23 protein-coding genes and 6 pseudogenes are annotated in these 25,947 nt (G+C 67.1%); 19 read left to right on the top strand and 10 right to left on the bottom strand.

The annotated features are described in order from the left end of the window. Positions 1-87: 87 nt before the first annotated feature. The 4 genes from ACQ858_RS16440 to purM form a co-directional block, all read right to left on the bottom strand. Positions 88-1,089, bottom strand: coding sequence for a GlxA family transcriptional regulator (locus ACQ858_RS16440; protein ID WP_431273729.1), 1,002 nt, complete (start codon positions 1,087-1,089; stop codon positions 88-90). Further along, the gene (locus ACQ858_RS16435) at positions 1,086-1,658 is read right to left on the bottom strand and encodes an isochorismatase family protein (protein WP_431273728.1); all 573 of its coding nucleotides are present in this window, start codon (positions 1,656-1,658) and stop codon (positions 1,086-1,088) included. Before ACQ858_RS16435 ends, ACQ858_RS16440 begins: the two co-directional genes overlap by 4 nt. 112 nt (positions 1,659-1,770) lie before the next feature. After that, complete coding sequence (locus tag ACQ858_RS16430; protein ID WP_431273727.1) at positions 1,771-2,898, bottom strand: AI-2E family transporter; 1,128 nt, start codon at positions 2,896-2,898, stop codon at positions 1,771-1,773. Further along, positions 2,843-3,883, bottom strand: coding sequence for a phosphoribosylformylglycinamidine cyclo-ligase (gene purM / locus ACQ858_RS16425; RefSeq protein ID WP_431273726.1), 1,041 nt, complete (start codon positions 3,881-3,883; stop codon positions 2,843-2,845). The genes ACQ858_RS16430 and purM overlap by 56 nt, the downstream gene beginning before the upstream one ends. A 266-nt stretch (positions 3,884-4,149) precedes the next feature. On the opposite strand from purM, the gene hda reads away from it, so the two are divergent. The 6 genes and pseudogenes from hda to ACQ858_RS16395 all read left to right on the top strand — a co-directional run bounded on the left by hda (position 4,150) and on the right by ACQ858_RS16395 (position 9,823). Further along, positions 4,150-4,836 (top strand): DnaA regulatory inactivator Hda, encoded by a 687-nt coding sequence (gene hda, locus ACQ858_RS16420; protein WP_431273725.1) that lies wholly within the window; start codon positions 4,150-4,152, stop codon positions 4,834-4,836. A 31-nt stretch (positions 4,837-4,867) separates the two neighbouring features. Continuing rightward, positions 4,868-6,466, top strand: coding sequence for a polynucleotide adenylyltransferase PcnB (pcnB, locus tag ACQ858_RS16415; RefSeq protein WP_431273724.1), 1,599 nt, complete (start codon positions 4,868-4,870; stop codon positions 6,464-6,466). Beyond that, entirely contained in the window at positions 6,463-6,921 is a 459-nt protein-coding gene (folK, locus tag ACQ858_RS16410) for a 2-amino-4-hydroxy-6-hydroxymethyldihydropteridine diphosphokinase (RefSeq protein WP_431273723.1), read from the top strand. The genes pcnB and folK overlap by 4 nt, the downstream gene beginning before the upstream one ends. Before the next feature lie 95 nt (positions 6,922-7,016). After that, positions 7,017-7,660: pseudogene (locus tag ACQ858_RS16405) on the top strand (DUF47 domain-containing protein). 13 nt (positions 7,661-7,673) lie between these two features. Next, entirely contained in the window at positions 7,674-8,684 is a 1,011-nt protein-coding gene (locus ACQ858_RS16400; protein ID WP_431273722.1) for an inorganic phosphate transporter, read from the top strand. A 167-nt stretch (positions 8,685-8,851) separates the two neighbouring features. Next, complete coding sequence (locus tag ACQ858_RS16395) at positions 8,852-9,823, top strand: JmjC domain-containing protein (protein ID WP_431273721.1); 972 nt, start codon at positions 8,852-8,854, stop codon at positions 9,821-9,823. Positions 9,824-9,852: 29 nt separating this feature from the next. Here the strand turns inward: ACQ858_RS16395 and ACQ858_RS16390 are convergent, their stop codons facing one another. Beyond that, positions 9,853-10,305 carry a hypothetical protein gene (locus ACQ858_RS16390; protein WP_431273720.1) on the bottom strand — a complete coding sequence of 151 codons (453 nt, stop codon included), beginning with the start codon at positions 10,303-10,305 and terminating at the stop codon, positions 9,853-9,855. Beyond that, entirely contained in the window at positions 10,302-10,823 is a 522-nt protein-coding gene (locus ACQ858_RS16385; RefSeq protein ID WP_431273719.1) for a GNAT family N-acetyltransferase, read from the bottom strand. The genes ACQ858_RS16390 and ACQ858_RS16385 overlap by 4 nt, the downstream gene beginning before the upstream one ends. A gap of 182 nt (positions 10,824-11,005) precedes the next feature. Between ACQ858_RS16385 and rpsP the strand changes: the two genes are divergently transcribed. The 7 genes and pseudogenes from rpsP to hisC all read left to right on the top strand — a co-directional run bounded on the left by rpsP (position 11,006) and on the right by hisC (position 16,112). Then, complete coding sequence (gene rpsP, locus ACQ858_RS16380; protein WP_431273718.1) at positions 11,006-11,266, top strand: 30S ribosomal protein S16; 261 nt, start codon at positions 11,006-11,008, stop codon at positions 11,264-11,266. 17 nt (positions 11,267-11,283) lie between these two features. Next, positions 11,284-11,838, top strand: coding sequence for a ribosome maturation factor RimM (gene rimM, locus ACQ858_RS16375; protein ID WP_431273717.1), 555 nt, complete (start codon positions 11,284-11,286; stop codon positions 11,836-11,838). A 25-nt stretch (positions 11,839-11,863) separates the two neighbouring features. Continuing rightward, a pseudogene (trmD, locus tag ACQ858_RS16370) lies at positions 11,864-12,609 on the top strand (tRNA (guanosine(37)-N1)-methyltransferase TrmD). A gap of 99 nt (positions 12,610-12,708) precedes the next feature. After that, positions 12,709-13,086 carry a 50S ribosomal protein L19 gene (gene rplS, locus ACQ858_RS16365; RefSeq protein ID WP_431273716.1) on the top strand — a complete coding sequence of 126 codons (378 nt, stop codon included), beginning with the start codon at positions 12,709-12,711 and terminating at the stop codon, positions 13,084-13,086. Positions 13,087-13,255: 169 nt separating this feature from the next. Continuing rightward, positions 13,256-13,972: a CoA pyrophosphatase gene (locus ACQ858_RS16360; protein WP_431273715.1), complete on the top strand. Its 717-nt coding sequence runs from the start codon at positions 13,256-13,258 to the stop codon at positions 13,970-13,972. Between the two features lie 38 nt (positions 13,973-14,010). Next, the gene (locus ACQ858_RS16355) at positions 14,011-15,012 is read left to right on the top strand and encodes a CobD/CbiB family protein (protein ID WP_431273714.1); all 1,002 of its coding nucleotides are present in this window, start codon (positions 14,011-14,013) and stop codon (positions 15,010-15,012) included. Positions 15,013-15,038: 26 nt separating this feature from the next. Beyond that, on the top strand, positions 15,039-16,112 hold the full coding sequence (gene hisC, locus ACQ858_RS16350; RefSeq protein ID WP_431276882.1) for a histidinol-phosphate transaminase: 1,074 nt from the start codon (positions 15,039-15,041) through the stop codon (positions 16,110-16,112). On the opposite strand, the gene rsgA is transcribed toward hisC, so the two are convergent. Genes rsgA through ACQ858_RS16335 form a run of 3 tightly spaced genes read right to left on the bottom strand, consistent with a single transcriptional unit; the run spans position 16,109 to position 18,670 of the window. After that, on the bottom strand, positions 16,109-17,038 hold the full coding sequence (rsgA, locus tag ACQ858_RS16345; protein ID WP_431273713.1) for a ribosome small subunit-dependent GTPase A: 930 nt from the start codon (positions 17,036-17,038) through the stop codon (positions 16,109-16,111). The two genes, hisC and rsgA, sit on opposite strands and share 4 nt — an antisense overlap. Before the next feature lie 17 nt (positions 17,039-17,055). Next, positions 17,056-17,394, bottom strand: a complete 339-nt coding sequence (locus ACQ858_RS16340; protein WP_431273712.1) for a 4a-hydroxytetrahydrobiopterin dehydratase — start codon at positions 17,392-17,394, stop codon at positions 17,056-17,058. Between the two features lie 16 nt (positions 17,395-17,410). Beyond that, positions 17,411-18,670: a M48 family metallopeptidase gene (locus ACQ858_RS16335; protein ID WP_431273711.1), complete on the bottom strand. Its 1,260-nt coding sequence runs from the start codon at positions 18,668-18,670 to the stop codon at positions 17,411-17,413. A gap of 90 nt (positions 18,671-18,760) precedes the next feature. Between ACQ858_RS16335 and orn the strand changes: the two are divergent. The 6 genes and pseudogenes from orn (at position 18,761) to ACQ858_RS16305 (ending at position 25,377) form a co-directional block, all read left to right on the top strand. Beyond that, positions 18,761-19,350 (top strand): annotated as a pseudogene (gene orn, locus ACQ858_RS16330) (oligoribonuclease). Positions 19,351-19,586: 236 nt separating this feature from the next. Then, positions 19,587-21,352 (top strand): annotated as a pseudogene (locus tag ACQ858_RS16325) (DEAD/DEAH box helicase). 222 nt (positions 21,353-21,574) lie between these two features. Next, positions 21,575-22,649, top strand: a pseudogene (locus ACQ858_RS16320) (NAD/NADP octopine/nopaline dehydrogenase family protein). Next, a pseudogene (locus ACQ858_RS16315) lies at positions 22,639-23,577 on the top strand (3-hydroxybutyryl-CoA dehydrogenase); the annotation flags it as partial. The pseudogenes ACQ858_RS16320 and ACQ858_RS16315, both read left to right, overlap by 11 nt. Before the next feature lie 58 nt (positions 23,578-23,635). Then, on the top strand, positions 23,636-24,436 hold the full coding sequence (locus ACQ858_RS16310; protein WP_431276881.1) for an alpha/beta fold hydrolase: 801 nt from the start codon (positions 23,636-23,638) through the stop codon (positions 24,434-24,436). Next, positions 24,433-25,377, top strand: a complete 945-nt coding sequence (locus ACQ858_RS16305) for a quinone oxidoreductase family protein (protein ID WP_431276880.1) — start codon at positions 24,433-24,435, stop codon at positions 25,375-25,377. Before ACQ858_RS16310 ends, ACQ858_RS16305 begins: the two co-directional genes overlap by 4 nt. 12 nt (positions 25,378-25,389) lie before the next feature. On the opposite strand, the gene ACQ858_RS16300 is transcribed toward ACQ858_RS16305, so the two are convergent. After that, positions 25,390-25,932 carry a MarR family winged helix-turn-helix transcriptional regulator gene (locus tag ACQ858_RS16300; protein ID WP_431273710.1) on the bottom strand — a complete coding sequence of 181 codons (543 nt, stop codon included), beginning with the start codon at positions 25,930-25,932 and terminating at the stop codon, positions 25,390-25,392. Positions 25,933-25,947 lie beyond the last annotated feature (15 nt).

Here is a 25,947-nt window from a genome sequence, read left to right as displayed (position 1 = left end):
GCTCTGCACCCCTTCCAGGGGCAACGCCGGCGGGCCGGCGGAGCCGGTTCCGCGGCGTTTCACGAAAGGGCCTCGCTGCGCGGGCCTCTATCCGAGGGGCACGGCAGTCGAGGGGGAGCCGGCCAGGCCGAACTGCCGCCATGCCCGGCGCAGTTGCGTGTCGGACCCGAAGCCCGAGATTTCCGCCGCGCGCGTGACGTTGACGCCGGATTGCAGCGCGGCCTGCGCCGTTGCAAGCCGAAGGCGCCGCAGGTAGGCGAGCGGCGCGACACCCGCATGCTCGACGAAGAGTCGCGTCAAGTGGCGCGGCGATGTGTGCGCGACCTCGGCCATCCGGGGCACGGTCCAATCGGCCTGCGGCTTTTCGCTGACGGCGTCCTGAACTCTGTGCAGCGCGGGATGCAGGTGATTGCGATAGGCGAGGAAGGGCGACAGTTCGGGGTCTTGCGGGCCGCGCCGCATCGCCACCACCATCGTCTGCGCCACGCGCGCGGCGAGCGATTCGCCGCAGGTCTCGCCGATTCGGTGCAGCAGCAGATCGATGCCGGTCGTCACGCCGGCGCTGCTGAAGAGCGGCGGGTCGAGCACGAAAACGCGATTGGAGACCACGTCGCACCGCGCTTCGACCTCCCGCAACTCATCGAGGTGATGGTGGTGCGTGGTGGCCCGCCGTCCTGCGAGAAGACCGGCGTGCGCCGCGAGCAGTGTGCCGGCGCAGATGGTCATGAGTTCGAGTCGGCCCTCTTCGAGCCGCAGGCCGCGCAGCCAATGAAGCAGCGCCTGCGCGGGCGGGTTGTCCACGGAAATGAGCCGGCCCGGCATGCCGACCAGAACGACCCACGATGGCGACGCCCACTCCGATGGCAGCGCCTTCAGCCCCGAGAGCGTGACGCCGACCGAGCTGGCCGAGGTCGGCTCGGGGCTTGCGAACACGAGTTCGAATCGCGCGGGCCGGCCGCTGGCGATCAGCAACTGGTTCGCGATGCGAAGCGCCTCCGCCGGCCCCGCCCAGTCGAGCACGAGGCTCTGCGGCAGCAGCGCGAAGACGACGCGGATCGGCGTGTCGTCCAGGCGCTGGGGCGCGTTCATGCCGCGATCTTCTCGCCCCGCCGGGCGAGCGCCTCGTCGACGGAGCAGAGCGTCGCGAAGCGGCCCTGCAGCACCGTCGCCGTGCGCATCTTGATGTCGGCTGCCGAAAGGCGCTCACCGTCGGGCTGGGTCATGTCGAAGGTCAGGGTGGCGTCGGTCACGTAGTCCACCTCCCAGCCCAGGTCCGACGCATGGCGCGCGGTGGTCTCGCAGCATTGCTCGGTGCGGATGCCGCTGATGACGATGCGGTCGATGTGATTGCGTGTGAGCCAGACGTCGAGCCCCGTGCCGACGAGCGCGCTGTGGCGGTTCTTCGTGAAGGTCGCCGCGGCCTGGAAGTCCGCGAGACCTTCGAGCGGGCGGACGTGGCCCGATTCGATGGCGAACGGGTTCTCCGCCGCCTTGGGACCGTCGCTGTGGAAGACCCGGACGATCGGTGCGCCGGCCTTGGCGAAACCGGCGATCAGGGCATTCTGGGCCGACAGGTACGGCGCGAGATCGCGATCGGTGAAGAACGGGCGATGGCGGAACGACTCCTGGACGTCGATCACAATGAGACAGGTCTTCATGGGCGGAAACTCCGGAAATCAGGTGGATGATGCACCTGATTCTCGGATGGCGGGAGCCCATTCGTCCGCACCCGCCAGGACCTGAATCGATCAATTCAGGACATCGAACGCCTCAGACCAGCTCGGCCGCCTTCAGCTCTTTCTTGAGGTAGGCGTAGAAGAGCGGCGCTGCCACCAGCCCGGCCGGGCCGTACACCGCCTCGGCCACGAACATGACCGCGAGCAGTTCCCACACGGTCATCTGTGTGCGGCTGCCGACCACCTTGGCGTTGATCAGGTATTCGGCCTTGTGGATCAGGACCAGGAACGCGAGGCACGCCAACGCGACGAACGGCGAGACCGACAGGCCCACCAGCGTCATGACGGTGTTGCAGACCAGGTTGCCGACGATCGGCACGAGCCCGGCCACGAAGGTCAGCGTGATCAGCGCCGGCGTGTAGGGCAGTTCCATATTCCACATCGGAAGCAGGAACAGCAGGAAGATGGCGGTCAGCAGGGTGTTGAAGGCTGCGATCCAGAACTGGGCGGCGACGATCTGTCCGAAGGCCTCGCCGAAAAGAAGGATGCGTTCACGCAGTTGCCGGGCCAGCGGCCGACGCGAAGGCGCCTGGTTGGCCACCGCGGCGAGCGCGCCGACGATCAGGCCGACATAGGCGAAGAGCAGGCCGCCGAGCCACGCCCGGCCGGTCAGCGCCAGCGATCCCGCCTGGGCGCGCAGATAGGTGGCGACGGTGCGTTGCACTTCGGCAGCGCCTTCCGGCAGGTAGGCCGCGATGTCGGACGGCAGCTTGAGGCGCAGCTCCAGCACGGTGCGGGCCACGAAGTCGAGCAGTTCCTTGTATTGCTCGGGCGCATCGAGCACGAAGTCGCGCGCTTCCGCAAAGCCCAGCATCAGCAGGCCGATCGGTGCGAGCATGACCACCGTGGCCGCCGCCACGCGCGCGATGGGCCGGGTCATGGTCCAGGCCGGGTCGTTGGCGCTGAGCTTGCCGGAACCCCGGAAGGTGGCATCCAGCATGCGGGCGATCCACCGCGTGCCGAGGAAACCGATGCAGACGCAGAGCAGGCCCGGCAGCAGCCCCTGCCACATGACCAGGATCAGGCCGCCGGCGATGAGCAGGTAGCTGGCCGCGACCACGGACCGTGGCGCGGCGGCGAAGGGCTCGCTCACGCGGGCGGGCGGCTCAGGCGACGACGACGGCGGCGCCGGTGCCGCGCTCGGCGATGGCGCCGATTTCATACACAGTCTCTCCGGCGGCGCGCAGCGATTCCGCGCAGGCGGCCGCTTCGGCGGCGTCGATCACGACCACCATGCCGATGCCATTGTTGAAGGTGCGGTTCATCTCGATGTCGTCGATGCCGGCCACCTTCTGGAGCCAGGCAAAGAGTTCGGTCTGCGGCCAGCTGCCCTTGCGCAGATGGGCAGCGGTGCCGTCGGGCAGCACGCGCGGGATGTTCTCGAGCAGCCCGCCGCCGGTGATGTGCGCCAGCGCCTTGATCGGGTGCTTCTCGAGCGCCGCGAGGACGGGCTTCACGTAGAGGCGGGTCGGGGCCATCACGGCTTCGCGGAAGGGCTTGCCGTCGAGCGTGGCCGGAAGCGCGGCGCCCGCACGGTCGATCACCTTGCGCACGAGACTGAAGCCGTTCGAATGCACGCCGGCGGAGGCGAGGCCGAGGACCACATCGCCCGGTTTCACGTTCTGGCCGGTCAGGATCTTCGATTTCTCGACGGCGCCGACCGCGAAGCCGGCAAGGTCGTATTCGCCGGCCGGGTACATGCCGGGCATCTCGGCGGTTTCGCCACCGATCAGGGCGCAGCCGCTCAGTTCGCAGCCGCGTGCAATGCCGCCGACGACTGCGGCGGCAATTTCGACGTCGAGCTTGCCGCAGGCGAAGTAGTCGAGGAAGAACAGGGGCTCGGCGCCCTGGACGAGCACGTCGTTCACGCTCATCGCGACGAGGTCGATGCCGACGGTGTCGTGCACGTTCCATTCGAAGGCGAGCTTGAGCTTGGTGCCGACGCCGTCGGTGCCGGACACCAGCACGGGTTCCTTGTAGCGCTTGGGCACCTCGAAGAGCGCGCCGAATCCGCCGATGCCGGCCAGCACGCCTTCGCGCATCGTCTTCCTGGCGAGCGGCTTGATGCGATCGACCAGCGCATCGCCGGCATCGATGTCGACGCCCGCGTCCTTGTAGCTGAGCGGAGTGGTGGAATTGGAGTTCATGGGCTGACCGGGGCTGGAAAAGGGGGCGGAGGGACGAGGACAATGATGCCGGCAACCAAGACGGTCGGGCCGATAGAATTCCACACGATTTTAAGGGCGCTCGCCGACCCATCGACTGTCTCCGGGCGGGTCGTGCCGTGAACTTGCGCCATGCCCTCCCGGAAAGGGGCGAGCGCCTTCCGGCAGCCGCGCGGCGTTCTGCACTGTCCTATGAACCTTTATTTCGCGTCATCCGCGTCACCTCAGCCGCCCCGGGCGGGTCGGGCATGAAGCAGCTCGCGCTCGACATTGGCCTCGCGAGCGGTCCGACGCTGGCGGGCTTCTTCGCCGGGCCGAACGAGCCTGCGCTGCGGCACCTGACACTGTGGGTCGGCGACGGGCGTGCGCCCACGGTCCATTCGCCGGTGCCGACCTACCTCTGGGGCGAGAGCGGGAGCGGCAAGACGCATCTGCTCGAAGGGGTGCGGGCCGCGCTGAAGGAGCAGGGGGCGAGCGCCGGCTGGCTGCACCCGGGGATCGCCGACCCGCCCGAATTCGACGAGCGCTGGGGCGCGATCCTGCTCGATGACGTCCATCTCTACACGGCGGTCCAGCAGCACGCGGCCTTCAACTGGTTCGTCAATGCGCAGAGCCTGCAGCGGGGCGTCGTCGCGGCCGGCGCGGTACCTCCGGCCGACCTGCCGCTGCGCGAGGACCTGCGTACCCGGCTCGGCTGGGGCCATGTCTTTCACCTGCAGGTTCTCAGCGAGACCGAGCGTCGCGCGGTGCTGCGCCAGGCGGCCGACAGCCGCGGCGTGATGCTGTCGGACGAAGTGCTCGACTACATGCTGCATCGATTCAGCCGTGACCTCGGGAGCCTCATGGAACTGCTCACGCAGCTCGATGGTTACGCCTTGCAGACACAGCGCGCGATCACGATCCCCCTGATCCGGTCGATGCTCGAAAATGAATGAGGCGCCCCGGCGCCCAACCCCTTCCCATCCAATGATCAAGCAATTCATCGACAAGCTCCTTGGCAAGTCCGGCGGCGCCGCGACGCGCGGCAAGGCCCGTTTCGGCAAGCGCCAGGAGGTGCCGGCATCGGTGCACGGTATCAATCCGGCACTGGTGGATGAGCGGGCTCGTAACGTCGTGACCACCCTCCAGGACGCCGGTTTCGAGGCCTACGTGGTGGGCGGCGCGGTGCGCGACCTGCTGCTCGGCCTTCGCCCCAAGGATTTCGACGTGGCGACCAACGCAACGCCGGAGCAGGTCAAGGGCCTGTTCCGGCGTGCCTTCATCATCGGCCGGCGCTTTCGCATCGTGCACGTGGTGTACGGCCGGGGGCGCGAGCATGAGGTGATCGAGGTCTCGACCTTCCGCGCCTACATGGACAGCAACGGCGCGGAGCAGGTCCTGGGCAACGAACGCACCAGCAAGGGCGAGCTGGCCGGCATGAAGCACGCGGTGGATGCGAGCGGCCGCGTGCTGCGCGACAACGTCTGGGGCCCCCAGGAGGAAGACGCCGCCCGGCGCGACTTCACGGTCAACGCGATGTACTACGACCCGGCCAGCCAGATCGTGGTCGACTATCACAACGGCATCCGGGACGCGAAGAAGCTCACCCTGCGCATGATCGGCGACCCGGCCACGCGCTATCGCGAGGACCCGGTCCGCATCATTCGCGCCATCCGCTTCTCGGCCAAGCTGGCCGCGCTCGGCTTCAAGCTGGAACCCAAGACGGCCGCACCGTTGCTGGCGTCGAGCAAGCTGCTCGCCGATGTGCCGCAAAGCCGGCTGTTCGACGAAATGCTCAAGCTGCTGCAGACCGGCCACGCGGTCGCGACCGTCGAGCAGCTCCGTGCGCTCGGCATGTCGACCGGGATCTATCCCTTGCTCGACATCGTGGTCGAGCGGGCCGATCAGCCTTTCGTCCGCGCCGCCCTGCAGGACACCGATCGCCGCGTGGGCGAGGGAAAGCCCGTGGCACCGAGCTTCCTGCTCGCGTGCGTGCTGTGGGCCGACGTCCGCGACGGCTGGGCGCAGCGCATGCAGCCGCGCGGCGGCGAACGTCCGATGGCGCCGTTCCCGGCGCTGCAGGATGCGATCGACGATGTGTTCAATGCTCGCATCGGCGATGTCTCCGGCCGCGGCAAGCTTGGTGCCGACATGCGCGAGATCTGGATGATGCAGCCGCGCTTCGACAAGCGCAGCGGCGCCACGCCGTACAGCCTGGTCGAGCAGGCCCGCTTCCGCGCCGCCTTCGATTTCATGCGCCTGCGCGCCGATGTGGGTGAAATCGGCGAGGCGATCGCCGAATGGTGGCAGGAGTTCAGCACGGCCGACGATGTGCGGCGGCAGGACCTGATGGACCAGGTTCGCGACGAGCAGCACAAGAAGGTCCGCCAGCGTGCGCCGCGATCCGCCGGCACGGCCGCGTCCCGTCCGGTCGCCACGCCCGCGGCGGAGGCGAGTGCCGCATTGCCGCCCGACGGCGAGGTCGCGTTGGCGCCTGCGCGCAAGCGCCGTCGCCGGCGCAAGCCGCGCAGTGGCGATGGCGGTGGCGGTGGCGGTGGCGAAGGCGCGAGCGGCGCCGCGGAATGACCGTTCGCGCCTACGTCGCGATCGGCGCGAACCTCGGTGATGCGCGCGCAGCAGTGCTGCACGCCATCGCCGACCTCGACACCCTGCCTGAAACGCGGGTCGTCGCGCGCTCGTCGCTCTACCGTAGCGCGCCTGTCGATGCGACCGGGCCGGACTTCATCAACGCCGTGGTCGAACTCGAAACCGGGCTGGAACCGGAACCCCTGCTGCGCGAGCTCCAGCGTCTGGAGCTCGGTGCGGGCCGCGAGCGGCCGTACCGGAATGCGCCGCGCACCCTCGACCTCGATCTGCTGTATCACGGCGACGTCACGATGGCGACGGAAGCTTTGGCGCTCCCGCACCCGCGCATCGCCGAGCGCGCGTTCGTCCTGCTTCCGCTGGCCGAGATCGCCCCGGGCCGCGTCACGCAGGCGCAGTTGCGCCAAGTGGCCGACCAGCGGATCGAACGGCTCTGAGAGCGGCGCCCAGGGCTGCCCATTACACTTGCGCGGTTTTTTCACGAAGGTGTCACAAAAAATGACTGTGACCGCCGCGAACTCAGGAGAGCGCCATGTTCGGCAAGCTGCTGCCCCGGGAGGGGAATTTTTCGAGATGTTCAACCAGCATGCCGACCGCATCGTCGAAGCCGCGCGCGCGTTTGAACACCTCGTGGCGAACTACAGCGACCTCCACCTGCGTGAGCAGTACAACCGCGATGTCGACAACGCCGAGCGTGCGGCGGACCGGGTCACGCACGAGGTCAACCGCCTGATCCACAAGACCTTCATCACGCCGATCGACCGCGAGCAGATCCACAAGCTCATCAACACCATGGACGACGTGGCCGACCTGATCCAGGACTCGGCCGAGACCATGGCGCTGTACGACGTGCGTCACATGACGGAGGAAATCACGCGCCTGACCGCGCTCAGCGTGAAGTGCTGCGAGCGCGTCAAGGATGCGGTCGAGTTCCTCGGCAAGATCACCGACCCCGTGAAGGCGGAGGCGACGCTCAAGACCTGCGAGGAGATCGACCGGCTCGAGTCGGACGCCGACCGCGTGATGCGCAGCGCGATGAGCAAGCTCTTCCGCGAGGAGCCCGACGTTCGCGAGGTCATCAAGCTCAAGGCCATCTACGAACTGCTCGAGACGATCACCGACAAGTGCGAGGACGTTGCCAACGTGATCGAGGGCATCGTCCTCGAGAACTCCTGACCGCGGGCTTCGAATGGCATCGGTTCAAGTCGCCCTCTGGGTGGTCGTGGTGCTGGTCGTGCTGGCCATTCTCTTCGACTTCATGAACGGCTTCCACGACGCCGCGAACTCCATCGCCACGGTGGTGTCGACCGGCGTTCTCCGGCCGGGGCAGGCGGTGGTCTTCGCGGCCTTCTTCAATCTGTTGGCTGTCTTCGTGTTCCATCTGAGCGTGGCCGCGACGATCGGCAAGGGGATCGCGCAGCCGGAAGTCGTCGATGTGCACGTGGTGTTCGGCGCGCTCGTGGGGGCGATCACCTGGAACCTGGTCACCTGGTACTACGGCATTCCCAGCAGCTCGTCGCACGCGCTCATCGGCGGCATCGTGGGCGCGGTCATCGCCAAGGCCGGCGTCGGCGCGCTGATCGCGGCGGGCATCTGGAAGACGGTCGCGTTCATCTTCGTGTCGCCCTTGCTGGGATTCATGCTGGGTTCGCTCATGATGGTCTTGGTCGCTTGGTTGTTCAGGCACTCCACGCCATCGCGCATCGACAGCTGGTTCCGGCGGCTGCAGCTGGTCTCCGCAGGTGCATACAGCCTGGGCCATGGCGGCAACGATGCGCAGAAGACCATCGGCATCATCTGGATGCTCCTGATCGCCACCGGCTACGCGGCGGCCGACGCACCCGTCCCGCCGACGTGGACGATCATCGTCTGCTACACGGCCATCTCGCTCGGCACGATGTTCGGCGGATGGCGCATCGTGAAGACGATGGGCCAGCGGATCACCAAGCTCAAGCCGGTGGGCGGCTTCTGTGCCGAGACCGGCGGCGCGCTGACGCTGTTCCTGGCGACGGCGCTCGGCATTCCGGTTTCGACCACGCACACGATCACGGGCGCCATCGTCGGCGTGGGCTCGACGCAGCGCGCCAGCGCGGTGCGCTGGCGCGTCGCCGGCAACATCGTCTGGGCCTGGGTTCTGACGATCCCCGCATCGGCCTTCGTGGCTGCGATCGCGTACTGGGTCGGTATGCAGGTCCTCTGAGCGCCTCCCGGCGCTCCACTTGCTTCTTCCGTACAGCTGCCCCAGCGGTCAGTTGAGCGTCAGCATCTCGAATTCACACTTAATGCAAAAGTATTGCATTCCCGTGCTGGGATGCCTGCCTGAATCCCTTCTTCGGCAGGCCCCGCCCTTCATGGAGGAGGTGTGCGATGTACGCGAGCGGAGACAACGCGGTCAGGCCTGCGGCCACGACCTACCGGGTATGGGCTGACGATCCCCAGGGCTTCACAACCTATGGGGTCGCGGCGCTGCATCACAACTTCCACGAGCATCCGCTTTTCCAGGTGCCGGAACTGGTGAAGCTCGCCATGGAGCTCGCTCCCCGAGAGCAATGCCGATTCATGAGGCAAGGCATGACGGTGGCGTCAGCCATCGCGCACGACAGCCGGCACCCGGACGGCCGCAGCCTCGAGGAATTCTTCCAGCGCATGGAGGAGCCGGGCTCGTCGGTTGCCCTCTACAACATCGAAGTCATCCCGCGCTACGACGACCTGCTCCATTCGATCGTGGGCTCCATGCGCGCCTTGGTCGAGCGCGAGCAGCCGGACATTTTTCTGGTCAACGGTTTCGTGTTCTTCTCCGCACCACCCTCGGTGACGCCCTTCCACATCGATCGCGAGAACAACTTCTGGCTGCAGCTGCACGGGCGAAAGACCCTGGACGTCTGGGACCATCGGGACCGCTCCATCGTGCCGGCCGACGGGGTGGAGGACTTCATCGTCACGCAGTCTTTGCGCAAGGTGCGCTTCAAGGAAGAATTCATGCCCCGCGCGCTCGAGTTCGACGCGGGGCCGGGTGATGCGATCTATTTCCCGAGCACCTCGCCGCACATGACGCGGTCCGGGACGGATTGGGTCGGCCCTGGCAACCGCCTGTCGATCTCGATCGGCGTGACCTTCTACACCTCGGTCACGCGCAGGCTGGCCCGCATCCACCAGACGAGCCGGCTGATGCGCAAATGCGGGCTGTCGCCCTCCTATCCGGGGGAATCGATGTTGGCGGATGCCTGCAAGGCCGCTGTCGGCGGGCTCGTCGGCGCCGCACGCGCACGGATCGTCGGCATGTCGCCCACGGCGCGGCGCTTCAAGCGCAGCCTGAAACCGCCACCGGGCTCTTACTAGCGTTCATGAACGCGATCGCCCGGTGCGTCTTACTGCGAGATCCTGCGGCCTTCTTCGACTTCGTGTTCGAAATAGCGCTGCAAGCTGAACGCCAAGCTCGCCATCAGCACGGTGCTGCCGAAGAGAAGCGCCAGCACGACGGCGCCGATGGTGAACCAGTTCGTGCGCCCGGCCGTGGACTCGGCGGCCGAGGCGACGTCAGCGTTGTAGCGGGCGTTCCATTTCTCGGGCGTCATGAGGCCATAGACGATGGCCGTCAGCGCGCAACCCGAGAGGGTGAATCCAAGGAACGGGATCAAGACCCAGCTCAGGCCATCGTCCAGCCCGTACATCCGGGCGCGCTCGATGCCGTAGAGGCCGAGCGCCGTCGGGATCGGAAGCAGCCACCCGAGGGTGCTCGAGAGGCCGCGAAGGTAGAAGCAATGCAGGCCGAAGGGGCCGCCGAGGAAGGCCAGCCACGCGGCCACGGTCTTGTTCTTCATTCCGGCTGGGTCGAGCTGCCTTCGCCCAGGACCCTCTCCATCAGGACGACGTCGCGCCACTCGCCGAACTTCCAGCCGCAGTCCTTGAGCACGCCGACGTGGGTGAAGCCCTGTGCGCGGTGCACGCCGATCGAGCCGGCGTTGGCGGAGTCCCCGATGACGGCGATGAGTTTGCGCACGCCGACCGCTTCCGCGGCCTGGGAGAGCGCGTCGAGCAACTTCGAGCCGAGCCCCTGGCCACGCGCGTCGTCGGCAAGGTAGATCGAATCTTCGGCGGAGAAGCGATAGGCCGGCCGCGGCTTGAACCAGTTGCAGTACGCGAAGCCGAGGAGCTCGCCGTCACGCTCCGCGACGAGGTACGGGAGCTTCTTGGAGAGCACGTCCGCGCGCCGTGCCGCCATGTCCGCGGCGCTGGGCGGCTCGGTCTCGAAGGTGCCAGTCCCATGCAGGACGTGATGGGCGTAGATGGCGGTGATGGCCTCGATGTCTTGGTCGCGGCTGGGTCGGATGTGGGTCATTTGGCACGTCCTGGCGCTGCCAGGTGTAGAAAAAAGCAGGTACGGGCTATAATCGCAGGCTTTTCGGCGTGTCGCTGGCCGGGTGGCCATGTCGCGTGTCTCGACGCTGGAAGAACTCCGTGGGCGAGCCCTTGGACCTTTTGAATGGGTTTGGGTTTGCCACACCACCCGAAGGATAAATCATGGTCGTGATTCGACTCTCCCGCGGCGGCTCCAAGGGCCGTCCGTTCTTCAACATCGTCGTCTCGGACAAGCGCGAGCGTCGCGACGGCCGTTTCATCGAGCGTCTGGGCTTCTACAACCCGACCGCCAAGGACAACGAGGAAAGCATCCGCATCGCGCAGGATCGCCTGACCTACTGGAAGGGCGTTGGCGCGCAACCCTCGCTGACCGTCCTGCGTCTGATCAAGCAGGCGGCCGCAGCCGCCCCCAAGGCGGCTTAAGCCACTTCTGCCAGGCGATGCTGCCCACACTCGAAGCCGCCGAATTGCCGGCGGATGCGATCGAAGTGGCGCGCATCGCCGACGCCTGGGGCATCAAGGGCTGGTTCAAGGTCCTGCCCCACAGCGCCGAACCCGAGGCGCTTTTTTCTTCCAAGCGCTGGTTCCTGCAGCCTCCGGGCGCTCCCGCAGGCCGCGCGTTCCGGCTTCCGATCCGCGAAGCCAAGGAACACTCCGACTGCATCGTCGCCTCGTCCGAAGAGGTGCCCGACCGCAATGCGGCCGAAGCCCTGCGGGGCGCGCGGGTCTTCGTCCCCCGATCTAGCTTTCCCACCGCGGGCGACGACGAGTACTACTGGGTCGACCTGATCGGCCCGGCCGTCGTGAACCGGGAAGGCGTTGCGTTGGGCACGGTCCGCGAGCTGCTCGCGACCGGTCCCCAGACCACGCTGGTCCTGGATGCGCAGGAAGACGGCAAGCCGGTCGAGCGCATGGTGCCGTTCGTTTCGGCCTTCATCGATAAAGTCGACCTGGCCGGCCGCCTGATCACGGTCGACTGGCAGCCCGACTACTGACCGGCGCTGCGGGCCCGGCGCCGTCATGCGCTTCGACGTCATCACCCTGTTTCCAGAGCTGTTCGCTCCTCTCCTCACGAGCGGCGTGACGCGTCGTGCCTTCGAGTCGAAGCAGGTCGACGTGGTGTTTTGGAATCCGCGCGACTACGCGGAAGGGAACTACCGCCGGGTCGACGATCGGCCGTTCGGCGGTGGTCCCGGCATGGTCATGATGGCGCAGCCGCTGTCGGCGTGCCTCGATGCCGCCCTCGCGGCGAGGGGCTCCCCGCGCCGGTGGTGCTGTTTTCGCCCGTCGGAGAAACGCTGCGCCACGAGACGGTCGAACAGTGGTCCGCCAGCGACGGTGCGGTCCTGGTGTGCGGCCGATACGAGGGTATCGACCAGCGCTTCATCGACGCCAGGGTGACGCACCAGATCAGCCTGGGCGACTTCGTGCTGTCCGGCGGCGAGATTGCCGCCATGGCCTTCCTCGACGCCATCGCGCGGCTCCAGCCCGGGGTGCTTGGCGACGAGGCGAGTCATGCGCAGGACAGTTTCAATCCTGAGCTCGATGGGCTGCTCGACTGCCCTCACTACACCCGGCCGGAGCAGTGGAACGGGGAGGGCGTGCCGGCCGTGCTGATGTCGGGCCATCATGTGCAGATCGAGCGCTGGCGCCGGGACCAGCGGCTCGTCATCACGCTTCAAAAGCGGCCCGATCTCATCGAAGCCGCGCGCCGGGCGGGCCGCCTGAGTGCGGCTGACGAGGCAGTCCTCAAGAAAAAGCTATAATCTCGGGTTCCCCGATCCTCTGCCCAGCCGCGTCGGCACCCCGGGGTGCTTCAAATGACGCCTTTTGTGTAGCGTGGGCACGATCGACATCAGGAAATCATGAATCTCATCCAGACCCTCGAGCAGGAAGAAATCGCCCGCCTCGGCAAGAAGATCCCCGAATTCATGCCCGGTGACACGGTCATCGTCAGCGTGAACGTCGTCGAAGGCAACCGCAAGCGCGTGCAGGCCTACGAAGGCGTCGTGATCGCCAAGCGCAACCGCGGCCTCAACAGCGGCTTCACCGTGCGCAAGATCTCCAGCGGCGAAGGCGTGGAGCGTACGTTCCAGACCTACAGCCCGCTGATCGCCGGCATCGAAGTGAAGCGCCGCGGCGACGTCCGTCGTGCCAAGCTGTACTACCTGCGCGATCGCAGCGGCCGTTCGGCTCGCATCAAGGAAAAGCTGCCCGGCAAGTCCGCAGCGGCCGCTCAATAAGAGGCCTCTCCTTGCCATGCAAAAAGCCGCCATTCGAGGCGGCTTTTTGCTTTGGGTCCGCCATTCGGCGGGGCAATCGTGAATTTTTTCGTGGCGCCGTGTCCTGCGTCGGCGCTGTTCTTTCGTTGTATTTGAAAAGTCCATCCACTTGACCCATCAACCACCGGCCATGAGCGAATCCTCCATCGAAGCGATCAATGTCGTGCCGCCCGCGCCGCTCCGGTCGTTCGATCCTCGCGAGGTGCCGGTGACATCCGTCGATTCCGGCCTGCCGGCCGTACAGGCCGATCAAATGGCCGTGCGCGCATTGCGTGCCCGCTTCGCCACGCCGCCGGTGTGGACGCCGGAACTGCGCCGCGAACCAAGGATGACCGACCGCCCGCCGGCACAGGCGGCCGTGCTGGTGCCGATCGTCACGCGCGAGCAGCCCACCGTTCTCCTGACCGAGCGCACCGCGCACCTGAGGAACCACTCGGGCCAGGTGGCGTTTCCCGGCGGCCGCGTCGACCCGGAAGACGCGAACATCTCCGCGGCCGCGCTGCGCGAAGCCTGGGAAGAAGTCGGTCTTTCGGCGGAATACATCGAGGTGCTCGGCATGCTGCCGACCTATACGACCATCACCTCGTTCATCGTGACGCCGGTGGTTGCGCTGGTCCGGCCCGATTTCGAGCTGGCGATCAATCCGCACGAGGTCGCCGAAGCCTTCGAGGTGCCGCTTGCCTTCCTGATGAACCCGGCCAACCACCGCCGCCACACCATGACGGACGACGACCAGCGGTCGCGCGAATGGCTGTCGATGCCGTACCAGGACGGCGCCAGCGAGCGCTTCGTCTGGGGCGCCACCGCCGGCATGCTGCGCAACCTCTACAGGTTCCTTTCAGCCTGAGGGGGCTGTCGGGAAGGGGCTCTCGGTATCATCGACAAATGAGCTTCTTTGCGATCCTGTGCGCATTGCTGATCGAGCAAGTCCGCCCGCTGGCGTACCGCAACCCCGTCTATGCCGGCGTGCTCGCCTGGACGCGCTGGACCAGCCGCAACTTCGACGCGGGCAAGCCGCACCACGGCTGGGTGGCCTGGTCGCTCGCGGTGTTCGTGCCGACGGTGCTGGCACTGGCGGTCCATTGGCTCCTGATCCTGACCCTGGGCATGCCCTTCGCGGTGCTCTGGAGCGTCGCGATCCTGTACGTCACGCTTGGTTTCCGCCAGTTCAGCCATCACTTCACGGGCATCCGCGATGCGCTGGACGAAGGCGATGAGCCGCTCGCCCGTTCGCTTCTCGCGCATTGGCAGCATGTCGATGCCGTCAATCTCCCGCGCAGCGAGATCGTGCGGCATGTGATCGAGCACTCGGTGATCGCCGCGCATCGCCACGTCTTCGGCGTGCTCGCGTGGTTCTCCATTCTCGCGGCGGTCGGCCTCGGCCCGGCCGGGGCGGTGTTCTATCGGATGAGTGAATTCGTCAATCGCTACTGGGTGCACAAGAGCGGCGCATCGACGCAGCCATCGAGCACCTGGGCCCAGCAGGCCGCCGAACGCGCGTGGGCGCTGATCGACTGGCTGCCGGCTCGCATCACGGCGCTGGGCTTTGCGGTGGTCGGCAGCTTCGAAGAGGCGATCGACTGCTGGCGCAACGATGCGCGCCGCTTCCCGAACCAGAACGATGGCGTGATCCTCGCAGCGACTTCCGGTGCGGTGAATGTCCGGCTGGGCGGCGGCACGCTGCGCGCGGTTCCGGTGACCGATCCGCTGTCCCGCGCGCAGGCCGGGGAATCGTTCGGGGATGGACGGGAGCCCGACAGCGGCAGCACACCGGGGCGCGAGCCCGAACCGGCGCATCTGCGCAGCGTCGTGGGCCTGGTGTGGCGGTCCGTCGTCATGTGGATGGTCCTGCTGGCGCTCCTGACGCTCGCGCGGCTGTTGGGTTGATCCGCGCGGAGCCCACTTTGCCGAACATTCCGACCTTCTGGAGCCCGCGCATCGCGGCGCTCGAACCCTACGTGCCGGGCGAGCAGCCGCGCATCGCGAACCTGGTCAAGCTCAACACCAACGAGAACCCGTACCCGCCGTCGCCGGAGGCCATCGATGCGATCCGCCGCGCGGCCGAGAGCAGGCTCGAGCTCTATCCCGACCCCGAATCCCTGGTGCTGCGCCAAGCGATCGCTGCACGCCACGGCCTCGAAGCCGCGCAGGTCTTCGTCGGCAACGGCTCGGACGAAGTGCTCGCACACGCCTTCTTCGCCTACTTCCAGCAGGCCGAGCCGCTGCTGATCCCTGATGTCACCTACAGCTTCTACCGCGTCTATGCGCAGCTCTATGGCATTGCGTGCGAACTGCAGCCGGTCGACGAGGGCCTTCACATCGACGACCGCGCGCTCGCGACGCGCGCGTCCCGAGGTTGCGCCGGCATCGTCATCGCCAATCCGAATGCGCCGACCGGTATCGGGTTGCCGCTGGCGCGCATCGAGGCGTTGCTGGAGGCTTGCCCCGATCGCGTGGTCCTGGTGGATGAGGCCTATGTCGATTTCGGCGGCGAGAGCGCGATCCCGCTGATCGCCCGATATCCCAACCTGCTCGTCGTGCAGACCCTCTCGAAGTCGCGCTCGCTGGCCGGCCTGCGGGTGGGCTTCGCCTGCGGGCAGCCGCATCTCATCGATGCGTTGGTGCGTGTGAAGAACAGCTTCAATTCCTATCCGCTGGACCGGCTCGCGCTCGCCGGTGCGGTGGCGGCGATCGAGGACGAGCGCTGGTTCGCCCGTACGCGCAATGCCGTTGTCGACACCCGCGAGGGCCTCGCACTGCAACTTGAAGATATCGGCTTCGAGGTCCTGCCTTCACAGGCCAACTTCCTCTTCGTGCGACACCCCGGCCACGATGCCGGCGAACTGGCTGCCGCGTTGCGCGAGCGCGCGATTCTCGTGCGGCACTTCCGTCAGCCGCGTATTGCGCAGTACCTGCGCATCACGGTCGGCACCCGCGACCAGTGCGCGGCGCTGGTGACAGCGCTCTCAGACATCCTCGGCGGCTAGTACCGACTTTGACTCAGCTCGGCGAACAGCTCGCCGTAGATGCGGTAACGCGAAGCGCTGATGGCGCCCGTCTCCACCTGTGCGATCACGCCGCAGCCGGGTTCATGCAAATGCGTGCAGTTGTAGAACCTGCATTCGGTCGCGTGCGCCGCGATATCCGGCATCAGGCGCGCGAGCTGCATCGCTTCGATGTGATGCAGCCCGAATTCCTGGAAGCCCGGCGAGTCGATCAGCGCGGTGTCGCTCGCCTTGTCCATCCAGTACCAAGTGGTGGTCGTGGTCGTGTGCTTGCCGGAGTTGAGCGCCTGCGAGATCTCGCCGGTCTGCGCCGAGGCACCCGGCACCAGCCGATTGATGAGCGTGCTCTTGCCGGCGCCGGAAGGGCCGAGCACCAGCGTGGTCTTGCCGGTGAAAAGCCCGATCAGCGCGTCGCGGTCCGTGGCGTCGGCTGCCGTGAGTGCGAGCGGCAGCACCCGGTAGTTCATCTGCCGATAGGGTGACAGCCGTTCCCACGCACGGGCGAAAGCGGTCGTCAGATCGCGCTTGTTGAGCGCGATCACCGGCGTGATGTGCTCGGCCTCCGCCGCGATCAGCGCGCGCGCGAGCTGGCTCTCCGAGAACTCGGGCTCGGCCGCGATGAGGATCAGCACCTGATCGAGATTCGCCGCGAACGACTTGGTGCGGATCTCGTCCTGGCGGTAGAAGAGGTTGCTGCGTGGCAGAACCTTTTCGATCGTGCCTTCGTCCTGGCTCGCCTGCCATTGCACGCGGTCGCCGACGACCGCCTGGCTCTTCTTGCCGCGCGGGTGGCAGATCAGCCGCTCGCCCTCCGGCGTCTCGACGATGCAGTGGCGGCCGTGACTCGCGACGACGAGTCCGTCACGCAGCGCGGCGTCGTGCGCGCCGCTGCCACGCTGCTTAGCCAAGGGCGTGATCCATCGGTTCAGCCTGCCAGCAGCGCATCGACCGCTGCCGCGCACTCGAAATCGGTCGCCGAGATGCCGGACACATCATGCGTGTTGAAGCGCACCACGCAGCGGTTGTAGTGCACCGACAGGTCCGGATGATGGTCGTGCTTGTGCGCGATCAGTGCCAGAGCGTTCACGAAGGCGATGGTCTCGAAGTAGTTCGCGAAATTGAAGGTCTTCTCGATCGCCACATCCTTGCCATCGCCCGCGAGCTTCCAGCCATCGAGCCGCGCGAGGCTCGCGACGATCTCCGTCGCGCTCATGGCGCGGCGCGGGTGGGACTTCCAGTCTTTGATCTTCAGCATGCTGCTCATGGCTTCGGCTCCCGGATCAGGCCGCGGCCATGCGCGCGAGGCGCTCGGACGCAGGCGGGTGCGAGTAGTAGAACTTGACGAACACCGGATCGGGCGTGAGCGTCGATGCGTTGTCCTTGTAGAGCTTGAGCAGCGCCGCGGAGAGGTCCTTGCCGCTCGTCTGCGTGATGGCGTAAGCATCCGCCTCGAACTCGTGCCGGCGTGAAATCAGCACTGGCAGCGGCGCGACGAAGAAGCCGAAGACCGGGACCGCCAGCATGAAGAGGAGAATCGCGAGCGCATCGTTGGGCGCCGAGAGATTCGGCTGCACACCCAGCCCCGTGTAGAACCAGGTGTGGCCCGAAAGCCAGCCCAGCAGGGCGAACCCGGCAAGACTCAGCGCGAACATCGCCGCCATCCGCTTCACGACGTGCCGGTGCTTGAAGTGGCCGAGCTCGTGCGCCAGCACCGCTTCGATCTCGCCGGCGTTCAGCTGGCGCAGCAGCGTGTCGTAGAACACCACGCGCTTGCTGGCGCCGAAGCCGGTGAAGTACGCGTTGGCGTGCGCGCTGCGCGTGCTCCCGTCCATCACGAAGAGGCCCTTCGCCGAGAAGCCGCAGCGCTGCATGAGCGCATTGACGCGGGTCTTGAGGGCGGCGTCGTCCAGCGGCTGGAACTTGTTGAAGAGCGGCGCGATGAAGGTCGGATAGACCAGCATCAGCAGAAGATTGAAGCCCATCCAGACCCCCCAGGTCCAGAGCCACCACAAAGTGCCGGCGGCATGCATGAGCCAGAGGATCAGTGCCGCGAGCGGGAGGCCGATCACGGCGCCGAGCAGGACGCCCTTGACGGCGTCCTTGATCCACAGGCGCCAGGTCATCTTGTTGAAACCGAAGCGCTCCTCGAGCACGAAGGTCTGCCAGAGCGTGAAGGGCAGCTCGAGGACGCCGCCGATCAGCGCGAACGCGGCGAACACGGCCAACTGCTGCCACATTCCGCCCCCCAAGGCGTCCAGGAGCAGTCTGTTGAGGAGGTCCAGCCCACCCAGCAGCGTCCAGCCGAGCAGGACCGCCGCGGCCCAGGCCATCTCGATCACGCCGAGCCGCGTTTTCGCGATCGTGTAGTCCGCTGCCTTCTGGTGTGCCTCGAGCGCGATCGCCTGCTCGAAAGCCGCAGGCACCGCTTGACGGTGTCGTGCCACGTGGCGCACCTGCCGCGTGGCGAGCCAGAACTTCACCACCAGCCCGGCGACCAGCGCGAGGGCGAATGCCAGGGTGAAGGCGAGGGATGCAGGCAAGGAGGTCGGCATGGCGGCCGAGTTTAGCCCGCGGCCTTTCGCCTCGCGGGCAGCCCGCCCGGCGACAGGGCCATCGACGACAATCGCCCGATGCCCGAATCCATCGAAACGACCGCACAGGCGGCCACGCTCGGCAGGAGCGACCAGAACCTCGTCTGGCTGGACTGCGAAATGAGCGGCCTCGACCCCGAGAAAGAGCATCTGCTCGAGATTGCCGTGGTCGTCACCGGCCCCGATCTGACCCCCGCATCGAAGGACCCGTGCTCGTCATCCACCAGAGCGATGTGGTCCTCGACGCGATGGACGCCTGGAACAAGGGCACGCACGGCCGCAGCGGCCTGATCGACAAGGTCAAGACCTCGACCCTCGACGAGGCCGAGGCGGAGCGGCAACTGCTCGAGTTCATCGCCCGCTACGTCCCGAAGAGCGGCTCGCCGATGTGCGGCAACACCATCGGCCAGGACCGCCGCTTTCTCGTGAAGTACATGCCGAAGCTGGAGGCGTACTTCCACTACCGGAATCTCGACGTGAGTACGCTCAAGGAGCTTGCCAAGCGCTGGAAGCCCGCGGCCTTCAGCGCCTTCAAGAAGCAGCAGGCGCACACCGCACTGGCCGACGTGCACGAATCGATCGACGAACTCGAGCACTACCGCAAGACCTTCCTTCGCATCGAAGATTAGGTAAAAACCCGGGCTCGTGCGATAATTACGAGCTTCGCTGAATTGGCACTGCAATCAAGCCAGCGATTCCTCCCGCATCTCCCTATCTTGCACATCGCGCCCGCTGACTGGCTCACTATCAGCACATGGGGCCGCATCCTCGATGAAGGTCGAGGTTGAAGTCGTTGGATGGTTGATGTTTTTTGACCACCCGACGGAGCGCCGCCCACGGCAGCGCTCGCGTAAGAGACTCATTGATGACTGACGCTTTTGAAGCGCAGCGCGACTTCGCGCCTGCGCAATCTGACAGCTTTGCCGTTTCCGGCGAAGCCGTATCCATTTCCACCGCCTCCGACCTCGAAGCGCTCGATGCCGCCGAGGCGGACGCGCCCAAGGAGCCCAACGGCTTCGTCAAGCTCGGCCTCGCGCCGCAGCTGATCGCCGCCGTCGAAGACCTGGGCTTCACCCAGCCGACCACGGTTCAAGAGCAAGCCATCCCCCGCGCCATGAGCGTCAGCGGCACCGGCGAAGGCGCGACCCGCTTCGTCGACCTGATGGTGTCGAGCCAGACCGGCAGCGGCAAGACCGCGGCCTTCCTGCTGCCCGTGCTGCACACGCTGCTGCAGCGCCAGGCCGAAGCCGAAGCCGCCGCCAAGGCCGAATTCCAGCGCCTGGCCGCCGAAGCCGCCGCCCGTGGCGAAGCGCCGCCGAAGAAGCCCAAGCGCAAGGACCCCACCAACAGCCGCAACTTCAAGCCCGCCACGCCCGGCGCGCTGATCCTGTGCCCGACGCGCGAACTCGCGCAGCAGGTCGCGCACGACGCGGTCGATCTGGTCCGCCACTGCCGCGGCCTGCGCATCGCCAGCGTCGTGGGCGGCATGCCCTACCAGCTGCAGATCCAGCGTCTGCAGAACGCCGACCTCGTGGTCGCGACGCCGGGCCGCCTGCTCGACCTGCAGCGCTCGATGCAGATCAAGCTCGACCGGGTCAAGTTTCTCGTCGTCGACGAGGCCGACCGCATGCTCGACCTCGGCTTCGCCGACGATCTGGCCGAGATCAACCAGCTCACCATCGATCGCCAGCAGACGATGATGTTCAGCGCGACCTTCGCGCCGCGCATCCAGCAGCTCGCCACCCGCGTGATGCGCGAGCCGCAGCGCGTCACCATCGACAGCCCGCAGGAGAAGCATGCCAACATCAAGCAGGTGCTCTTCTGGGCCGACAACACCCAGCACAAGCGCAAGCTGCTCGACCACTGGCTGCGCGACACCAGCATCAACCAGGCGATCGTGTTCGCGAGCACCCAGATCGAATGCGACGGCCTCGCCAATGACCTGCAGCAGGACGGCTTCAGCGCCGTCGCGCTGCACGGGGCCCTGAGTCAGGGCCTGCGCAACCGTCGCCTGATGGCGCTGCGCAGCGGCCGGTGCAGATCCTCGTCGCCACCGACGTGGCGGCGCGCGGCATCGACGTGCCGACCATCACGCACGTCTTCAACTTCGGCCTGCCGATGAAGGCCGAGGACTACACCCACCGCATCGGCCGCACCGGCCGGGCAGGGCGTGACGGCCTCGCTGTCACTTTTGCCGAGTTCCGCGATCGCCGCCGGATCTTCGACATCGAGCAATACAGCCGCCAGCAGTTCAAGTCGGAAGTGATTCCGGGCCTCGAGCCGCAGCAGCGCCCGCCGCGCCCGCAAGGCGATTTCGGCGGCCGTGGCCGCAGCGACGGCCATTCGCGTGACCGCAAGTTCGGTGGCGGCGGCCATCGCGGCGGCAATGGCTACGCCAATGCGAGCGGCTTCAACGACCGCAACGCGCGCGGCCCGAATGCCGGCTTCGGCGGGGGACGCAGCAACGAGGGGTATGGCCGCAAGCAGGGCTGGGGCGAAAGCGCTCCCCACAGTGGTGCAGCAGCAGGCGCTCCCCGCCGCGACGGCTTCGCGCCGCGCGGTCATGCAGACGCCGGCAGGGGCTTCGTGCCGCGCGATGCGCAGAAGCGGGGCTTCAAGCCGAGCCGCTGACGCGAACCATCCGTTCCATCCAAAAGCCCGCGCTTCTTCGGAAGCGCGGGCTTTTTTGTTGCCGATCGCAACGGCAGGCGTTGCCGCGGACCTATCGGAAACGCGAATAGGACGTCAAATTAATTGACTTATGAACAGTTGAAAAGTAATGTATTTGGGCATCAAGTTCTCCGGAAGCGCTCCCGCGGCCGGTTCCCCACCTCATCTTTCTTCTGTTGCCCTATGAAAATCGCGATTCTTGGTGGCGGTCACGGCGCCTATGCGGCCGCCGCCGATCTGTCTGAAGCCGGACATGAAGTGCGCCTCTGGCGTCGTGATGCGGCGGCGCTGGAGCCCGTCATCCGCACCGGCTCCATCACGCTGAAGGATGCCGCGGGCGCGCGTGACGTGCCGATCGCGCTGGCGACCGCCGACATCGGTGCGGCGATGAACGATGCCGAACTCATCGTGCTGCCCACGCCCGCCATCGCGCAGGCCGACATCGCACGCGCGATGGCGCCGCACCTGGTGAACGGGCAGGTGGTGTTCCTGCCGCCCGGCACCTTCGGCAGCTATGTGATGGCGCGCATCGTGGCCGAATCGGGCAACCGCGCCGACGTGGCCTGGGCCGAGACCGGCACGCTGCCGTACCTTGCGCGCAAGCACGGCGAACGCGAAGTGAACGTGACCATCCGCGCGATCCACCTCCCCACCGGCGTGTATCCCGCGCGCAAGCAGGAGATGGCGATCGCGGTCATCCGCAAGGCCTATCCGGCGGTGCATGGCTGCGGCGATGCGTTGTCGGGCGCGCTGATGAATGCCGGCCCGATCATCCACCCGCCGCTGATGGTGATGAACGCCGCGCCGCTGCAGCACTTCGAGCGCTGGGACATCCACAACGAAGGCACGCAGCCTGCGGTGCGGGACGTGACCGACAGGCTCGACCGCGAACGCATGGCGGTGCGAGAGGCGCTCGGCCACGGCGTGCCGCACTATCCGCTCGCGGACCACTACAACAACGACCGGTGGATGTACGGCGATGCGCACAAGCAGCTCGTGAAGTCCGGCGACTGGCGCGAGAACATCGACCTGCACACGCACCGCTACATCACCGAAGACACCGAGCTCGGCCTCGGCATTCCTCGCGTCGGCCGCCCGCTATGCCGGCGTGGATGCCCCGATCGCGCATGGCCTGCTGGCGATCGTCGGCGGCTTCCTCGGCCGCGACCTGCGCAAGGGCCCGCGAACGCTCGAGGCGCTGGGTCTCGACAAGCTGACGCCGGCGGAACTGCGCAAGAGGCTGCACGATGGCAACTGAAAGCTTGCCGAGGTTTGCCGCCGTCGGCGCGGGCCGCATGGGGCGCGGCATTGCGATCGCCTTTGCGTATGCAGGCCATCGCATCTCGCTGATCGATCTGCGTCCGCGCAGCGACGAAGCCTGGCGCAAGCTGCATGCCGAGGCCCAGGCCGAGATCAGCGCCAGCCTTTCGGGCCTGTCGCAACTTGGTGTGATCGATGCGGCGCAGGTGCCTGCGATCGCGGCGCGCGTCGAGCTGGTCAAGGCCGATGAAGCGCCCGCCGCGTTGGCCGCTGCCGAGCTCCTCTTCGAAGGCGTCCCCGAGACGCTCGACGCCAAGCGCGAGGCCTTCGAGCACATCAACCGCCATTGCAGCGACGACGCAATCCTCACGTCTACCACCAGCAGCATCCTCGTGACCGAGCTTGCGGCGATGGTGCGGCGGCCCGAGCGCTTCCTGAACATGCATTGGCTCAACCCGGCCTATGTGATTCCGGTGGTCGAACTGAGCTGCCACGCCGGCACCGATGCCGGCGTGCTCGCGCGCACCAAGGCGCTGATGGAGTCGATCGGCAAGCTGCCTGTGGTGTGCGGCCCGACGCCGGGCTACATCGTGCCGAGGCTGCAGGCGCTCATCATGAACGAGGCCGCGCGCATGATCGAGGAAGGCGCGGCCACGGCCGAAGAAATCGACAAGGCCACGCGCTACGGCCTCGGACTGCGCTTCGCGGCACTCGGCGTGGTGGAGTTCATCGACTTCGGCGGCTGCGACATCCTGCATCACGCGAGCCGCGAGATGTCGGGCTCGATCGATCGCGCGCGCTACACCGCACCTGCGATCGTGGATCGCATGGTCGAGGAAGGCCGGCTCGGCCTCAAGAGCGGCGGCGGCTTCTACGACTACGAAGGGCGCGACGTGCCTGCGTACCGCCGCGATGTGCTGTCGCGCACGCTCGGCATGCTGAGGCACGCGGGGCTCTGGAAGCCCCCGCGAGCGAGACGCAATCATGAAGATCCGGCGCGCCTTCGCGGACCTCTCGCCGGGGCAGATCCACTATGCCGAATGCGGCGATCGCGAAGCACCCGCCGTGCTGCTGCTGCACCAGTCGCCGCGCAGCTGGACGGAGTATCGCGAGGTGCTGCCACTGATCGGCGCGCATCGCCGTGCGATCGCCATGGATACGGTGGGCTTCGGCGATTCGGCCGCGGGCGATGGGCCGGCCGGCATCGAGCAGTGGGCGAGGGTCGCCTGCGAACTGCTCGATGCGTTGCAGATCAGGCAGTCCGATGTGGTCGGCCATCACACCGGCGGCGTGATCGCGGTCGAACTCGCGGCGGCCTTTCCGCAGCGGGTGCGCGGGCTCGTGCTTTCGTCGACGCCTTACACGAACGCCGCCTTCCGCAAAGCGCGCGCCGAGCGTCCGCCCATCGACGAAGTGGCGCCGAGCGAAGACGGCAGCCATCTTGCGGCGCTCTGGCAGCGCAGGCAGGGCTTCTATCCGCCGGGCCGGCCCGAGCTGCTCGAAGCGTTCGTGCGCGACGCGCTGAAGGCCAGTGGAAGCCCCGAAGACGGCCACCGTGCCGTCGCGGCGTACCGCATGGAGGAACGCATTCACCTCGTCGTGCAACCCGCGCTGCTGATTCGCGCGACCGACGACCCGTTCGCGTCGCCGCATGCCGCCGAATTGCACGAGCACCTCGCGAACGCACGCATCGTCGACATCGAAGGCGGCATGGTGCCTTTGCCCGATCAGATGCCCGAGGCCTTCGCGCGCACGGTGCTCTCCTTCCTGGAGACGCTGCAATGAAGGCCGTGCGCATCCAAGCATTCGAAGCATCTCCGGTGCTGGAGGACATTCCGGAGCCGGTCGCGCGCCCGGGCCGCACCCTGGTGCGCATGGAGGCGGCCACCGTCGGCCACATCGACCGCACCGTGTGGCGCGGCAGCTTCCTGAAGCATCCGCCGTTTCCGTACACGCCGGGCGTCGAGGCCGCGGGTGTCGTCGTGGCCAGCGCGGTCCATCCCGCAGGTCAGCGCGTCTGGCTGCGCGGCAGCGGATTGGGCACGCTTTTCGATGGCACCTGGTGCGAGCTGATCGATGCGCCCGACGAGGCGCTGGGCATGCTGCCCGACGGCGTCCCGGCCGCGATCGGCTCCGCGTTCTTCTCGCCGAGCACATCGGCCTGGGTCGCGCTGCACGATGTGGCCCGCCTCTCGGCCGGCGAGAGCGTTCTCGTGACCGGCGCGACGGGCGCCGTCGGATCGCTCGCGGTGCAACTGGCGCTCGATGCGGGCGCCGAGGTGACCGCACTCGTCGCGGACGCAGCGCAGGCCGCATGGATGCCGTCCGGCGTCAAGGTGCTGGTGCTCGGCGGCGAGCTCGCTGCTTCGCTGGATTCGGTTTCGATCGACCTGCTGGTCGACACCGTTGGCGGTCCGGTGCTTGCTGCGGCACTGCCGCAGGTGCGGCCCGGCGGCCGCGCGGTGCTCGTCGGCTACACGGCCGGCAACACGCTCACACTCGACATCGCGCACTTCCTGCAGCGGGATGTTTCGCTGCTGCCGCTCAACATGTTCCGCCGCGAATCGGCAGGCCGCGCCGCCGCGCCCGAACTGCTGGCCCGCCTCGCCGATGGCCGGCTGCGGCTGGATGTCCAGCCTTTCGCACTGGAAGACGCCGCGAAGGCCATGGACTGGATCAGCCAGCGCGGCCATCGCGGCCGTGCGGTGCTTGTGACCGGGCGCTGAGCCCCGCGGGTTCTATTCCTCGGCGCCCACGTCCGCCGGCGCATCGCCCGGCGCGCGCGCGTGCAATTCGATGATGTGCCGCAGCGTGCGCTTGAGCTCTTCCGCGCGCGGGAGGCCGAAGGGCTCGAGCACGCGCATCTCGTGCTCGCGTGCGAGCTCCATCAGGTGTTCCACCGCGTCCGAGCCCTTGCGCGTGATCCGCACCAAAGTGACACGGCGGTCACTGTCGTGGGGCAGTCGCTCGACCTGGCCGCGCGCTTCCATGCGGTCCAGCAGCCGCGTCACCGTGGGTTGCTTGGTGACGGTGACCTGCGCGAGCTGCCCGATGCTGATCGCCTCGCCGCCCGCGAGCGACGCCATCACGCGCCATTCCGACACGGAAAAGCCGTGTTTGCGCGCAACGTCGTGGAACTCGGAGGAAATCAGCTGGCTGGCCTGCGCGAGCAGCGCCGGCAGGTAGTCGTCTACAAAACGGAGCTTGTGCTCCGGGCCCTCCCCGGTGAATGGTCCCTGGTCCGCGGCAGGCACGCCGCTTGCGTGTCTAGGGTTATTCATGATTGTGGATACATT

The sequence above is a fragment of the Variovorax ureilyticus genome, from assembly GCF_050632185.1.
Taxonomy (GTDB): Bacteria; Pseudomonadota; Gammaproteobacteria; order Burkholderiales; family Burkholderiaceae_C; genus Variovorax; species Variovorax ureilyticus_A.
Note: the sequence above shows the minus strand (reverse complement) of the source record. Positions and strands in the feature narration are given on the sequence as shown.

Coding starts and splice junctions, on each gene's coding strand:
- ACQ858_RS16440 (WP_431273729.1), bottom strand. CDS start 1,089: ATGAACGCGCCCCAGCGCCTGGACGACACGCCGATCCGCGTCGTCTTC.
- ACQ858_RS16435 (WP_431273728.1), bottom strand. CDS start 1,658: ATGAAGACCTGTCTCATTGTGATCGACGTCCAGGAGTCGTTCCGCCAT.
- ACQ858_RS16430 (WP_431273727.1), bottom strand. CDS start 2,898: ATGAAATCGGCGCCATCGCCGAGCGCGGCACCGGCGCCGCCGTCGTCG.
- purM (WP_431273726.1), bottom strand. CDS start 3,883: ATGAACTCCAATTCCACCACTCCGCTCAGCTACAAGGACGCGGGCGTC.
- hda (WP_431273725.1), top strand. CDS start 4,150: ATGAAGCAGCTCGCGCTCGACATTGGCCTCGCGAGCGGTCCGACGCTG.
- pcnB (WP_431273724.1), top strand. CDS start 4,868: ATGATCAAGCAATTCATCGACAAGCTCCTTGGCAAGTCCGGCGGCGCC.
- folK (WP_431273723.1), top strand. CDS start 6,463: ATGACCGTTCGCGCCTACGTCGCGATCGGCGCGAACCTCGGTGATGCG.
- ACQ858_RS16400 (WP_431273722.1), top strand. CDS start 7,674: ATGGCATCGGTTCAAGTCGCCCTCTGGGTGGTCGTGGTGCTGGTCGTG.
- ACQ858_RS16395 (WP_431273721.1), top strand. CDS start 8,852: ATGTACGCGAGCGGAGACAACGCGGTCAGGCCTGCGGCCACGACCTAC.
- ACQ858_RS16390 (WP_431273720.1), bottom strand. CDS start 10,305: ATGAAGAACAAGACCGTGGCCGCGTGGCTGGCCTTCCTCGGCGGCCCC.
- ACQ858_RS16385 (WP_431273719.1), bottom strand. CDS start 10,823: ATGACCCACATCCGACCCAGCCGCGACCAAGACATCGAGGCCATCACC.
- rpsP (WP_431273718.1), top strand. CDS start 11,006: ATGGTCGTGATTCGACTCTCCCGCGGCGGCTCCAAGGGCCGTCCGTTC.
- rimM (WP_431273717.1), top strand. CDS start 11,284: ATGCTGCCCACACTCGAAGCCGCCGAATTGCCGGCGGATGCGATCGAA.
- rplS (WP_431273716.1), top strand. CDS start 12,709: ATGAATCTCATCCAGACCCTCGAGCAGGAAGAAATCGCCCGCCTCGGC.
- ACQ858_RS16360 (WP_431273715.1), top strand. CDS start 13,256: ATGAGCGAATCCTCCATCGAAGCGATCAATGTCGTGCCGCCCGCGCCG.
- ACQ858_RS16355 (WP_431273714.1), top strand. CDS start 14,011: ATGAGCTTCTTTGCGATCCTGTGCGCATTGCTGATCGAGCAAGTCCGC.
- ACQ858_RS16340 (WP_431273712.1), bottom strand. CDS start 17,394: ATGAGCAGCATGCTGAAGATCAAAGACTGGAAGTCCCACCCGCGCCGC.
- ACQ858_RS16310 (WP_431276881.1), top strand. CDS start 23,636: ATGAAGATCCGGCGCGCCTTCGCGGACCTCTCGCCGGGGCAGATCCAC.
- ACQ858_RS16305 (WP_431276880.1), top strand. CDS start 24,433: ATGAAGGCCGTGCGCATCCAAGCATTCGAAGCATCTCCGGTGCTGGAG.
- ACQ858_RS16300 (WP_431273710.1), bottom strand. CDS start 25,932: ATGAATAACCCTAGACACGCAAGCGGCGTGCCTGCCGCGGACCAGGGA.